Source organism: Streptomyces typhae (genome assembly GCF_009755605.1).
GTDB lineage: Bacteria > Actinomycetota > Actinomycetes > Streptomycetales > Streptomycetaceae > Streptomyces > Streptomyces typhae.
On record NZ_WPNZ01000004.1, the window covers coordinates 131,520 to 146,287 of the forward strand.

A 14,768-nucleotide genomic window follows, 5' to 3' on the forward strand; every position below is an offset into this window, starting at 1 on the left:
GTTGGTCAGGACTTTCCGAGTTCCTCGTCGATGATGTCGAAGACGTCGTCAAGGGTTGCCGAGTCCAGGTCGTCCGCCGCGGCCTCCGGCTCGCTCTCGTCCCAGGTGGACAGGAGCGAACGGAGCCGCAGCCGGATGTCCCCGGCCAGCACGTCGTCCGGGTCGAGCTTGGCGATGGTGACGGTCAGCTTGTTGAGCTCGTCGAGCACCGCGGCGGCGGGTGTGCCGCCGTCGGCGAGCACCGTCGTCCGCAGATGGGCGGCGAGCGCCGCCGGGTTGGGGTGGTCGAAGACCAGGGTCGCGGGCAGTCGCGTGTCGACTTCGGCGTCGAGCCTGTTGCGCAGCTCCACGGCGGTCAGCGAGTCGAAGCCGAGTTCCTTGAACGCCCGCTCCGCCTCGACGGAGTCGGGGCCGGGGAAGCCGAGCACGGCGGCCGTGTGGGTGCGTACGAGCTGCACCAGGGCCCGGTCCTGCTCCGCCTCGGTGAGGCCGGCGAGGCGCTGGGCGAGCGGAACGGGGGCCGCGCCGCCGCCGGACCGCGCGGACCGGCGGGCGGTCGTGGGCACCAGGCCGCGCAGCAGCGGCGGCACCTGCTCCGGGTGGGCCCGCAGCGCCGCCAGGTCGAGCGCGGCGGGCACCGCGGCGGCGGTACCGGTGGTGTGCACGGCGTCGAAGAGGGCCATGCCGTCCGCGGAGGGCAGCGGGTTCATGCCGCCCCGCGCCATCCGCTGTACGTCGGCGGCGTCGAGGTGGCCCGTGATGCCGCTGGCCTCGGCCCACAGGCCCCAGGCGAGGGACGTCGCGGGCAGGCCCCGGGCCCTGCGGTGCCGGGCGAGCGCGTCGAGGAAGGCGTTGGCGGCCGCGTAGTTGCCCTGGCCGGGGCTGCCGAACACGCCGGCGGCGCCGGAGAACAGCACGAACGCGGTGAGGTCCGCGTCGCGGGTCAGCTCGTGCAGGTGCAGGGCGGCGTCGGCCTTGGGGCGGAACACCTTGTCGACGTGTTCCGGGGTCAGGGACTCCAGGACGCTGTCGTCCAGGACGCCCGCCGTGTGCACGACGGCGGTCACCGGGTGCTCGGCGAGGAGCGCCGCGACGGCGTCGCGGTCACCGACGTCGCACGCGGCGACCGTGACGCGCGCGCCCAGTTCCGCGAGGTCCCGGCGCAGTTCCTCCGCGCCCGGCGTGGCCGGGCCGCGCCTGCCGGTGAGGACCAGGTCGCGGACGCCGTGGCGGGTGACGAGGTGCCGTGCCGTGAGACCGCCGAGCACGCCGAGGCCGCCGGTGACGAGCACCTTGCTGTCGGCGGTGAACGGCGCCCGCCCGGACGTCTCGGCGGGCACGGCGAGCCGCGCCAGCCTGGCGACGGTGGCGGTGCCGTTGCGCACCGCGATCTGCGGCTCCCCTGTCGCGACGGCGGCGGGCAGTCTGCGCAGCGACTTCTCGTGCCCGTCCGCGTCGGGGAGTGCCGCCACGCCGGCGGGCCCCCCTGCCAGGTCGGCGGGTCCTGCCACGTCGACGAGGGTGAACCGCCCCGGGTGTTCCGACTGCGCCGAGCGGACCAGGCCCCACGCGGGGGCGCGCACGAGGTCCGGTACGTCGTCGTCGGGTCCTGCCGCCACGGCGCCGCTCGTCACGCACACGAGCCGCGCGTCGGCGAACCTGTCGTCGGCGAGCCACCGCTGGAGCAGGCCGAGGGTGCGGTGCGTCGCCTCGCGGGGTGTCGTCGCGCCCTCGCCGGGCTCGACGGCCACCCACCGGGGCACGGGGGCTCCGGCGTCGACGGCGGCGCGGAGCCCGGCCAGGTCGAGGTACTCGTCGACCGGCTCCCCCGCCGCGGTGAGCGCGTGGGCGACGCGGGCGGTGTCGCCGCCGACGACCGCCCAGGTGCCGGGCTCGGGGGCGGTGTCCGGCATCGGCACCCAGGCGACCTCGAACAGCGAGTCGCGGTGCGCGGACCGGGCGGCGTCGAGCTGGTCGGCCGTCAGGGGCCGCAGGCTCAGCTCGTCGACGGCGGCGACCGGTTCGCCGGACCCGTCGGCGACGAGCACCGCCACGGCGTCCACGCCGACCGGTGTGAGGCGGACCCGCAGCTCCGTCGCGCCGGTCGCGACGAGCCGTGCGCCGGCCCACGAGAACGGCAGGCCGTCCGAGCCGACGCCGAGGCCGACGGCGTGCAGCGCGGCGTCCAGGAGCGCCGGGTGCAGGCCGAAGCCCTCGTCGGCGAGGCCGTCCGGCAGGACCGCTTCGGCGAACACCTCGTCGCCCTTGCGCCAGGCGGCGGTCAGGCCCTGGAAGGCGGGGCCGTGGTCGCGGCCGGACGCGGCGACGGCGGCGTGGTGCGGGTCCAGGTCGACCGGTTCGGCTTCGGCGGGCGGCCAGGCGACGAGGTCGCCGGTGACGGGCGCCGCCGCGGCCGTCAGGGTGCCGGTGGCGTGCCGGGTCCAGTCCCCGCCCTCGTCCCGCCGGGAGTCCACGGTGAAGGCTCGGGCGCCCGCCGTGTCCGGCCCGTCGAGACTGAGCCGGATCTGGACGCCGTCCCGTTCGGGCAGCACCAGGGGCGCTTCGACGACCAGGTCGTCCAGGGACGCGCAGCCGACGTGGTCACCGGCGCGCAGCACGAGGTCGACGTAGGCGGAGCCGGGGAGCACCGCCGTGTCGAGGACGCGGTGGTCGGCGAGCCAGGGGTGGGTGCGCAGGGACAGCCTGCCGCTGAACACGAGGCCCGCGGAGTCCGCGAGTTCGGTGACGGCGGCGAGCAGCGGGTGGTCGACCCGGCCGAGGCCCGCGGAGGTCACGTCGCCGGCCGCGGTGTGCGCCGTCGTGGGCCAGTAGCGCCGGTGCTGGAAGGGGTAGGTGGGCAGGTCGGCGCGGTGGGCGCCGGGCAGCTCCCAGTCGACGTGGCCGCCGCGCACGAAGAGCCCGGCCGCCGAGTCGAGCAGCCGCGCCAGGGTGCCGTCGCCGCGCCGCACCGAGCCGGTCACCACGCCGTCGCCGCCGACGAGTTCACCGAGCCCGGCGGTGAGGACCGGGTGGGGGCTCACCTCGACGAAGGCCTTGAAGCCCGCCGCGACCAGGGCGGACACGGAGTCGGCGAACTGCACGGGCTGCCGCAGGCTCCGGTACCAGTAGCCGGCGTCCAGGTCCCGGGTGTCCAGCCAGCCGCCGTTGAGGGGAGAGAAGTACGGCAGGTCGCCGGCGCGCGGCGCCACGTCGGCCAGGCCCTCCAGGAGTTCCTTCTCGATCCGCTCGACGTGGTGGGAGTGCGGGGCGTAGTCGGCGAGGACCCGCCGCGCCCACACGCCGCGCTCGGCACAGGCCGCCACCAGTTCGTCGACGGCGTCGATGTCTCCGGAGACGACGACGGAGGCGGGGCCGTTCACCACGCCGACCGCGAGCCGGCCGTCCCAGGGTGCGAGCAGTTCCCGTACGGAGTCGACGTCGAGCGCGACCGACACCATGCCGCCGTGTCCGGCGAGGGCGGTCAGCGCCTTGCTCCTGAGGACGGCGAGGCGCGCCGCGTCCTTCAGGGACAGGGCGCCCGCGACGCACGCCGCCGCGATCTCGCCCTGGGAGTGGCCGAGCACGGCGCTGGGTTCGACACCCCACGACCGCCAGGTGGCGGCGAGGGACACCATCACCGCGAACAGGGCGGGCTGGACGACGTCGAGCCGCTCCATCTGCCCGGGGTCCTCGATCGCGTCGAGCAGGGACCAGTCGGTGTGCGCGCCGAGCGCCTCGGCGCACTCCTCCATCCGGGTGCGGAACACCGGTGAGGTGTACAGGAGTTCCCGGGCCATGCCGACCCACTGCGAGCCGTGGCCGGGGAACACGAACACCGCTCCGGCACCGCGGTCCTCGGCGACACCGGTCCTGACGTTCGGCGCCTCACGGCCGTCGGCGAGCGCGGAGAGACCGGTGAGGAACTCCTCCCGCTCCTGGCCCACCACGACGGCCCGGTGGTCGAACACCGCGCGAGTCCGCAGCGAGCGGGCGACGTCGGCGACCGGCAGGGACGGCTCCCGCTCGTACTGCTGCCGCAGGCGGTTGGCCTGTTCCCGCAGTGCCTCGCCGGTCCGTGCGGAGAGGACCCACGGGACGGCGCGGGGCCCGGCGGATCGGGTGGGCGCGGACACCGCCTCGGGGGCCTGGTCCGTCGTGGCCTCGGGGGCCTGGTCCGTCGTCGCCTCGGGGGCCTGCTCGATGATGGCGTGCGCGTTGGTCCCGCTGAAGCCGAACGACGACACACCGGCCCGCCACGGCCGGTCCACGGCGGGCCACGCGCGCTGTTCCGTGAGGAGTTCGACCGCGCCGGCCGACCAGTCGACGTGCGGCGACGGCTCGTCGACGTGCAGTGTCCTCGGCAGCACCCCGTGCCGCATGGCCAGGACCATCTTGATGACACCCGCGACACCGGCGGGCGCCTGCGTGTGACCGATGTTGGACTTGACGGAGCCGAGCCACAGCGGCCGGTCCGCGGGCCGGTCCTGGCCGTAGGTGGCGAGCAGGGCCTGCGCCTCGATGGGGTCGCCGAGCCTGGTGCCGGTGCCGTGGGCCTCGACGGCGTCCACGTCGGACGGCGTCAGACCGGCACTGGCGAGGGCCTGGCGGATGACGCGCTGCTGGGAGGGGCCGTTGGGGGCGGTGAGGCCGTTGGAGGCGCCGTCCTGGTTGACGGCGGAGCCCCGTACGACGGCGAGGACCTGATGGCCGTTGCGCCGGGCGTCCGACAACCGCTCCACGAACAGCATGCCGACGCCCTCGCCCCAGCTCGTGCCGTCGGCGGCGGCGGCGAACGCCTTGCACCGGCCGTCGAGGGAGAGTCCGCGCTGGCGGCTGAACTCGATGAACGCGCCCGGCGTCGACATCACAGTGACACCTCCCGCGAGGGCCAGCGCGCACTCCCCCGCCCGCAGCGACTGCACTGCCATGTGCAGGGCGACCAGGGACGACGAGCACGCCGTGTCGACGGTGACGGCGGGCCCTTCAAGACCGAACGTGTACGACAGGCGGCCGGACACCACGCTGGCCGCGTTGCCCGTCGCGAGGTAGCCGCCGATGTCCTCGGCGGCCTCTCCGAGGACGAGGCCGTAGTCCTGCGCGTTCGAGCCGACGAACACGCCGACGTTCTCACCGCGCAGCGACGCCGGGTCGATCCCGGCCCGCTCGAACACCTCCCAGGACGTCTCCAGGAGCAGCCGCTGCTGCGGGTCCATCGCGAGGGCCTCGCGCGGGGATATCCCGAAGAACTCCGCGTCGAACCCGCTCACGTCCGACAGGAACGCGCCGGAGCGCAGATAGGTGGTCCCCACCGCGTCCGGGTCGGGGTCGTACAGCGCCTCGACGTCCCAGCCGCGGTCGGCCGGGAACTCCGTGACCGCGTCCCCGCCCGCCTGGAGGAAGTCCCAGAGGTCCTCGGGGCTGGTGACGCCGCCGGGGAACCGGCACGCCATCGCCACGATCGCGATCGGCTCGTCCGTGGCACCGGTGAGGGCGGCCGGGGCGGACGCGGTGGGCGTCGCGGCCGTGCCGGACAGCTCCCCGCGCAGGTAGGCGGCGAGAACGGCGGCGTTGGGATAGTCGAAGACCAGGGTCGCGGGCAGCGCGATGCCGGTGGCGTCGCGGAGCCGGGCCCGCAGTTCGACGGCCGTCAGCGAGTCGAAGCCGAGTTCCTTGAACGCGCGCGTCGGCGAGAACGCGTCACCGGAGACGTGTCCGAGGACGGCGGCGGCCTCGTACCGTACGAGGTCGGTGAGCTGCCGTTCCTGCTCGGCCTCGTCGAGCCCGGCGAGGCGCCGCGCGAGAGCGGACGTGCCGTCCTGCTCTGCGGGGGCGGCGTCGAACGCGGCGCGCACCTCGTCAAGTTCGCCGAGGAGGGCGCTCGGACGCTGCGCCATGAAGGTGCCCGCGAACCGGGTCCAGTCGACGTCGGCGACGACGGTGTTGCCGTCCTCGTGCTCCAGGGCGGTGGCCAGGCCGGCGATCGCCACGTCCGGGTCCATCGTCGCGAGGCCCCAGCGTTGCAGCTGCGCGGCCTGCTCGTCGGTGGCGACCATGCCGCCGCCGCCCCACGGGCCCCACGCGACGGCCGTGGCGGGCAGACCCGCCGCACGGCGGTGCTCGGCGAGGGCGTCCAGATAGGCGTTGGCGGCGGCGTACGCGCCCTGCCCGCTGCTTCCCCACACGCCCGCGATGGACGAGAACAGCACGAACGCGTCCAACTTCCGGTCGGCGAGGAGCTCGTGGAGGTTGCGGGCGCCGTCGACCTTGGCCGTCAGGACATCGGCGAACCCGGTCAGGTCCCCCGGGTCGAGATCGGCGAGGGCGGCGGAGCGCTCGATGCCCGCCGCGTGCACCACGCCGGTGAGGGGGAACTCGTCCGGCACCGCCGCCAGGACGTCCGCGAGCGCGTCACGGTCGGCCGCGTCACAAGCCACTACCGTGACCCGGACAGCACCCAACTCCAGCAGTTCCGCGCGCAGTTCCTCCGCACCCTCAGCCGCAGGCCCGCGCCTGCTGGTCAGGAGCAGGTGCTCGGCACCCCTCCCCACCAGCCACCGGGCGACATGCGCACCCAGCGCACCAGTGCCACCGGTCACCAGAACCGTGCCGCGCGGCGACCAGCCGGAACCGGACGCCCGGTCGCGGGCACCCACGGGCGCGGACACCAGGCGGCGGCCCAGCGCCTTGCCGTCGCGCAGCGCGACCTGGTCCTCGCCGCCCGCCCCGGCGAGGACGGAGGCCAACAGGTCACCGGCCCTGTCGTCCAGGTCACCGGCCCTGTCGTCGCGCGCCTCCGCCAGGTCGACGAGACCACCCCAGCGACCCGGCTGTTCCAGCGCCGCGACCCGGCCAAGACCCCACAGCATCCCCTGCTCGAACCCGGCCACCACATCGCCCGAGCCCACCGACACCGCACCCGACGTCAGGCACCACAAGGGCACCTCCACGTCATCAAGTGCCTTCATCAGCGCGACGGTTGCCGCGACACCGGCGGGCACGGTCGCGTCCTCGCCCGCGTCGGCCAGGGCGAGCAGGGACACCACACCGCTCAGCGCCGCCGGATCGGTCAACTGCTCCGTCCAGTCGCCCACTTCGAGGTCCGCGTGCAGGACGCGCACCTCGTCCGCACCGTTGCGCGCCAGCGACTCCCGCACCCACGCCGCGGCGGGCTCCGCACCCACCGGCGCCACAACCAGCCAGACCCCGTCAGGACGCCCGGACCCGGCAGCCACCGGCCGCCACTCCACCCGGTACCGCCAGCCATCGGCGGTGGACCGGTCCCGCTGCTTCCTCCGCCACGCCGACAACCGCGGCAACACCGCACTCAGCGGATCGTCGGACGACACCTCCAGGGTGCGGGCCAGGTCGGCGATGTCACCTTCTTCCACGACCTCCCAGAACCGCGCCTCCCCGGGCGACAGCCGCTCGGTGTGCTCCGCGGCGGCCGGGGTGTCCAGCCAGAAGCGCTCGCGCTGGAACGCGTACGTCGGCAGGTCCAGGTGCCGGGTCGCGGGACCGGCGAAGTACGCCGCCCAGTCCAGCTCCGCACCGCGTACGTGCAGCTGGCCGAGAGCCGTGGTCACGGCTACCGCCTCGGGGCGGTCGCCGCGCAGCACCGGCACGAAGCCCGCGTCCGGCGCGGACTCCTGCCCGAGCGCGGAGAGCGTGCCGCCGGGACCGACCTCCACGAACGTCCCGACGCCCTCGGCGACCAGCGTGTTCACGGCGTCGGCGAATCGCACCGACTCCCGCACGTGCCGCACCCAGTACTCGGGGGAGGTCAGCTCCTCCGCGCTCGCACGCGTGCCGGTCAGCGTCGACACGATCGGGATCGACGGAGCCTCGTACGACACCCCTTCCAGGACCTGCCGGAAGTCGTCGAGCATCGGGTCCATCAGCGGCGAGTGGAACGCGTGGCTGACCTTCAGGCGGGACACCTTGCGGCCCGCCTCACGCCACCGCTCCGCCACCACCTCCGCGTCAGCGGCAACACCCGAAACCACCACGGAATGAGGCCCGTTGACCGCCGCGACACCGACCGTCTCCGGGAGATCGGCGGCCACCTCGGCCTCGGACGCCTGGATCGCGATCATCGCACCACCGGTAGGCAGCGCCTGCATCAGCTCGCCACGCGCCGACACCACCTTCACGGCGTCCGCGAGGGACCACACACCAGCCACATGCGCGGCGGCCAGCTCACCGATCGAGTGACCCGCCAGCACATCCGGGCGTACGCCCCACGACTCCAGGAGCCGGAACAGCGCCACCTCCACCGCGAACAACGCGGGCTGCGTCACCCCCGTCTCGTTCAGCGCATCCGCGTCCGCACCGAACACGGTCTCCCGCACCCGCGGATCGAACGCGTCCAGTACGGCATCCAGCGCACCCGCGAAAACCGGGAAACGCCCCGCCAGCTCACGCCCCATACCGAGCCGCTGCGACCCCTGCCCCGAGAACAGGAAGCCCAGCGCGTGCGGTGCGGCCTCGCCGACCACGGTTCCCGGCGCGGTCCGCCCTTCGGCGAGCGCGGTCAGGGCGGACGCGAATGCGGCGGGTTCCGCGGCGACGACCACCGCGCGGTGTTCGAGGACCGCCCGGGTGAACGTCAGCGCTCGGGCCACGTCCGCCACGGCCAGGTCCGGTGCCGCGTCCACGAAGGTCTTCAGCCGGGCTGCCTGCTCCCGCAGTGCCTCGGGGGTCTTGGCCGACAGCGGCCACGGGACGGCCGTGCCGGCCGGCAGCGACTCCGGGGCCTGGGCGGGTTCGGGTTCGGGCTCGGGGGCCTGCTCGATGATGGCGTGGGCGTTCGTGCCGCTGAAGCCGAACGACGACACACCGGCCCGCCACGGCCGGTCGGAGGCGGGCCACGCGCGCTGGTCGGTGAGGAGTTCGACCCCGCCGGACGACCAGTCGACGTGCGGCGAGGGCTCGTCCGCGTGCAGGGTCTTGGGGAGGACGCCGTGCCGCATCGCCATGACCATCTTGATGACACCCGCGACACCGGCGGCGGCCTGCGTGTGGCCGATGTTGGACTTGATGGAGCCCAGCAGCAGAGGCCGGTCGGCGGGGCGGTCCTTGCCGTAGGTGGCGAGGAGGGCCTGCGCCTCGATGGGGTCGCCCAGCTTCGTGCCGGTGCCGTGGGCCTCCACCGCGTCCACGTCGGACGGCGTGAGGCCGGTGGCCTCCAGGGCGGCCCGGATGACGCGCTGCTGGGAGGGGCCGTTGGGTGCGGTCAGGCCGTTGGAGGCGCCGTCCTGGTTGACGGCGGAGCCCCGTACGACGGCGAGAATCTGGTGGCCGTTGCGCTGGGCGTCGGAGAGGCGCTCCACGAGGAGCATGCCGACGCCCTCGCCCCAGCCGGTGCCGTCCGCGCCCGCCCCGAAGGCCTTGCAGCGGCCGTCGGCCGACAAGCCGCGCTGCCTGCTGAACTCCACGAACGCGGCGGGCGTCGACATCACCGTGACACCGCCCGCGAGCGCCAGTTCGCACTCGCCCTTCTGGAGGGCCTGTACGGCCAGGTGCAGGGCGACCAGGGACGACGAGCACGCCGTGTCGACCGTGACGGCGGGCCCTTCGAGACCGAACGTGTACGACAGGCGGCCGGAGATGACGCTCGCCGCGCTGCCCGTGCCGAAGTAGCCGTCGACGCTGTCCGGTACGGCCATCATCAGGGTCGTGTAGTCCTGGCCGTTGGTGCCGACGAACACACCGGACCGGCTGCCGCGCAGCGAGGCCGGGTCGATGCCCGCCCGTTCGAACGCCTCCCAGGAGGTTTCCAGGAGCAGCCGCTGCTGCGGGTCCATCGCGAGGGCCTCGCGCGGCGAGATCCCGAACAGCGCCGGGTCGAAGTCCGCCACGTGGTCGAGGAATGCGCCCCTGCGGGAGTACGTCGTACCGACGCCCGCGGTGTCCGGGTCGGGGCTGTACAGCGCCTCGACGTCCCAGCCGCGGTCGGCGGGGAAGTCCGTCACGGCGTCCTCGCCCGCGAGGAGGACCTGCCACAGGTCCTCGGGGCTCGCCACACCGCCGGGGTACCGGCAGGCCATCGCCACGATCGCGATCGGCTCGTCGGTGACCGCGGCGGCGGCCGTCGGGGCGGTGGCGGCAGGTGCCGCTCCGGACAGCTCCGTGCGCAGGTGGGCGGCCAGGGCGGTGGCCGTCGGGTAGTCGAACACCACGGACGCGGGCAGGGCGGTGCCGGTGGCCGCGCTGAGGCGGGCGCGCAGTTCCACGGCCGTGAGCGAGTCGAAGCCCAGTTCCCTGAAGGCGCGGGTCGCGGAGAACGCCTCGGCGCTCGTGTGCCCGAGCACCGCGGCGGCCTCGGCCCTGACGAGTTCGGTGAGCTGCCGCTCCTGCTCGGCCCCGTCGAGCGCGGCGAGGCGCCGCGCGAGCTCCGAGGTGCCGTCGGCCCGCTGGGCGGGCGTGTCCTGCGACGCGGCGCGGACCTCGGGGAGTTCGCTCAGGAGCGCGCTCGGCCGCTGTGCCGTGAAGGTGGCGGCGAACCGGCTCCAGTCGACGTCCGCGACGGTGACCTTGCCGTCGCCGTGCCCGACGGCCGCGCCGAGGCCCGCGAGTGCCGCCTCGGGGGCCATCGTGGTCAGGCCGAGGCGCTGGAGGTGGGCTTCCGTGCCGGAGTCCTCGACCATGCCGCCGCCGCCCCACGGGCCCCATCCGACGGCCGTGGCGGGCAGGCCCGCGGCACGGCGGTGGTCGGCGAGGGCGTCCAGGTAGGCGTTGGCCGCGCCGTAGGCGGCCTGGCCGCCGCTGCCCCATACGCCCGCGATGGACGAGAACAGCACGAAGGCGTCCAGGGGTGTGTTGCCGAGCAGTTCGTGCAGGTGCCGCGCGCCGTCGGCCTTGGCGGCCAGGACGTCGGCGAACCCGGAGAGGTCGGCGGGGTCGAGGTCGGCGAGGGCCGCCGAGCGCTCGACGCCCGCCGTGTGGACGACGGCGGTGAGCGTCGGGACGCTGTCGAGGAGTTCCCTGACGGACTCCCGGTCGGCGACGTCGCAGACGGCGTACGTGACGCGGGCGCCGAGCCCGCCGAGTTCGGCCTCCAGTTCCCGCGCCCCCGGGGCGGCCCGGCCCCGGCGTGCCGCGAGGACGACGTGCTCGGCGCCGTGCGCCGCGAGCCAGCGCGCCACGTGGCCGCCGAGGGCGCCGGTGCCGCCGGTGACCAGGACGGTGCCGCGCGGCGACCAGCTCTCGGCGGCGGCGTCTCCGAGCGGGGCGGGCACGAGCCGGCGGCCGAGGATCCCCGTGCCGCGCAGGGCGAGCTGGTCCTCGCCGTCCGCCCCGGCGAGGACGCAGGCCAGCAGGTCACCGGTCGTGTCGTCGCGCACCTCCGCCAGGTCGACGAGACCGCCCCAGCGGTCGGGGTGTTCCAGCGCGGCCGCCCGGCCGAGACCCCACAGCATGGCCTGCTCGAACCCGGTCACCTCGTCGCCCGTACCCGCGGACACGGCTCCCGACGTCAGGCACCACAGCGGCGCGTCGACACCGTCGAGCTCCTGGAGCAGACGCACCGTTGCCGCGACACCGGCGGGCACGGCCCCCTGATCCGATTCGGCCGTGCCGAGGAGCGAGACGACACCACTGAGCACCGGCACATCGGTCAACTGCTCGGCCCAGTCGGCCGCTTGGAGGTCCGCGTGCAGGACGCGCACCTCGTCCGCACCGTTGCGCGCCAGCGACTCCCGCACCCACGCGGCGGCGGACTCCGCACCCACCGGCGCCACAACCCGCCAGACCCCGTCGACGCGTCCGGGCCCGGCGGTCACCGGCCGCCACTCCTCCCGGTACCGCCAGCCATCGGCGGTGGACCGGTCCCGCTGCTTCCTGCGCCACGCCGACAACCGCGGCAACACCGCACTCAGCGGATCGTCGGACGACACTCCCAGCGTACGGGCGAGATCCGCGGGGTCGCCTTCCTCCACGGCCTCCCAGAACCGTGCCTCCACCGGCGACACCCGCTCGGCGCTCTCCGCGGCGGCGGCCGGGGCGTCGAGCCAGTAGTGCTCGCGCTGGAACGCGTACGTCGGCAGGTCCACGCGGGTGGCGCCGCTGCCGTCGAAGAGGGCGGGCAGGTCCACCGCGACGCCGTGCACGTGGAGTCGGCCGACGGCGGTGGTCAGGGCGACGAGCTCGGGGCGGTCGCCGCGCAGCGCGGGGACGAACACGGCCTCCGGGGCGTTGAGCTGCCCCAGGCCGGACAGGACGCCGCCGGGGCCGATCTCCAGGAAGACGTCGACGCCCTGCTCGCGCAGCCCGACGACCGCGCCGTGGAACCGCACGGACCCGCGCACGTGCCGCACCCAGTACTCGGGCGAGGTCAGCTCCTCCGCGCTCGCGCGGGCGCCGGTCAGCGTCGACACGATCGGGATCGACGGAGCCTCGTACGACACCCCTTCCAGGACCCGGCGGAAGTCGTCCAGCATCGGGTCCATCAGCGGCGAGTGGAACGCATGGCTCACCTTCAGACGGGACACCTTCCGGCCCGCCGCACGCCACCGCTCCGCGACCGCCTCCACATCGGCGGTGACACCCGAAATCACCACCGACGCCGGGCCGTTGACCGCCGCGATGCCCACGGTCTCCGACAGGTCCGAGGCCACCTCGGCCTCGGACGCCTGGATCGCGACCATCGCACCACCGGTAGGCAGCGCCTGCATCAGCACACCCCGCGCCGACACCACCTTCACCGCGTCCGCGAGGGACCACACACCAGCCACATGCGCGGCGGCCAGCTCACCGATCGAGTGACCCGCCAGCACATCCGGGCGTACGCCCCACGACTCCAGGAGCCGGAACAGCGCCACCTCCACCGCGAACAACGCGGGCTGCGTCACCCCCGTCTCGTTCAGGGCATCGGCGTCCTCACCGAACAGCACCTCCCGCACCCGCGGCTCGAACGCGTCCAGTACGGCATCCAGCGCACCCGCGAACACCGGGAAACCGTCCGCCAGCTCACGGCCCATACCGAGCCGCTGCGAGCCCTGACCCGAGAACAGGAAGCCCAGTCGGTGCTGCCCGGCCTCGCCCAGGACGACGCCGGGGCCGCTGCGGCCCTCCGCGAGCGCGGCGAGCCGGTCGAGGGTGGTGGCCCGGTCGTCGGCGAGGAGCACGGCACGGTGTTCGAACCGGGAGCGGGTGGTGGCCAGCGAGAAGCCGATGTCCGCCGGGTCGAACGCGGCGGCGTCCGCCACGGCGGAACGGAGGCGGTCGGCCTGGGCGCGCAGCGCGTCGGGGGTCCGGGCGGACAGCACCCACGGCGTGACGGCGGGCACGGTCCGCGCGGCGGGCGCGGGGGCCGGAGCGGTGGCTTCCGTCGTGGACGGCGGCTCGGGGGCGGGCGGCTCCTCCAGGATGACGTGGGCGTTCGTGCCGCTCACACCGAACGAGGACACACCGGCGCGGCGCGGTTCGCCGGTCCCCGGCCACGGCCTGGCGTCCGTGAGGAGTTCCACGGTGCCCGCGGACCAGTCGACGTGGGAGGAGGGCTCGTCGACGTGCAGGGTGCGCGGCAGCACGCCGTGCCGCATCGCCATGACCATCTTGATGATGCCGCCGGCTCCGGCGGCGGCCTGGGAGTGGCCGATGTTCGACTTCAGCGAACCCAGCCACAGCGGCTGGTCGGCCTCCCGCTCCGCGCCGTACGTCGCGATGAGGGCCTGCGCCTCGATGGGGTCGCCGAGGGTGGTGCCGGTGCCGTGCGCCTCGACGGCGTCCACCTGGGCCGGGGTGAGCCGTGCGCTCGCCAGGGCCTGGTTGATGACGGCCTGCTGGGAGGGCCCGTTGGGCGCGGTCAGGCCGTGCGACGCGCCGTCCTGGTTCACCGCCGAGCCGCGGACGACCGCGAGGACGGGGTGCCCGTTGCGCTGCGCGTCGGACAGGCGCTCCACGAGGAGCATGCCGACGCCCTCGCCCCAGCCGGTGCCGTCGGCGCTGTCGGAGAACGCCTTGCAGCGGCCGTCCACGGACAGGGCGCGCTGCCTGCTGTACTCGACGAACGTGCGCGGCGTCGACATGAAGGTGGCGCCGCCCGCGAGGGCCAGAGAGCACTCGTCGCGGCGCAGCGCCACCATCGCCAGATGCAGGGCGACCAGGGACGACGAGCAGGCCGTGTCCACCGTCACGGCGGGCCCGGTGAGGCCGAGGGTGTAGGCGATCCGGCCGGACGCGATGCTGCCCGCGCTGCCGTTGGCGAGGAAGCCCTCGAACCCTTCGGGGGCCTCGGGCAGCCGCATCGCGTAGTCGTTGTACATGACGCCCGCGAACACACCGGTTCTGCTGTCCCTGACCTGCGCCGGGTCGATGCCGGCGCGTTCGAACGCCTCCCAGGAGGTCTCCAGGAGGAGCCGCTGCTGCGGGTCCGTCGCCAGGGCCTCGCGGGGGCTGAGGCCGAAGAACGCCGGGTCGAAGCCCGCGGCGCCCTCCAGGAAGCCGCCGTGCCGGGTGATCGAGGTGCCCGCGTGGTCCGGGTCCGGGTCGTACAGGGACGCGACGTCCCAGCCGCGGTCGGACGGGAACTCCACCACGGCGTCGCGGCCTTCGGAGACCAGCTGCCACAGGTCCTCCGGCGACTCGACGCCGCCGGGGTAGCGGCAGCTCATCCCGATGATGGCGATGGGCTCGTTCTCCCGCTCCTCGACCTCGCGCAGGCGACGGCGTGCGGTGCGCAGATCGGTGGTGGCCCGCTTGAGGTAGTCGCGGAGCTTGTCCTCGTTCTGCATCTGGCGTGTGCTCCTTACGGCGGGGCGGGCGAGATC

1 protein-coding gene is annotated in these 14,768 nt (G+C 74.7%); it reads right to left on the reverse strand.

Translation table 11 applies throughout. The features are described 5' to 3' along the window. Window positions 1-5: 5 nt before the first annotated feature. A complete protein-coding gene (locus GPA10_RS09110; RefSeq protein ID WP_157165046.1) occupies window positions 6-14,732 on the reverse strand; it encodes a type I polyketide synthase in 14,727 nt (4,908 codons plus the stop codon). Window positions 14,733-14,768: the final 36 nt, after the last annotated feature.

Excerpts from the sequence above, each read along its gene's own strand:
- GPA10_RS09110 (WP_157165046.1), bottom strand. The coding sequence starts at position 14,732 with ATGCAGAACGAGGACAAGCTCCGCGACTACCTCAAGCGGGCCACCACC.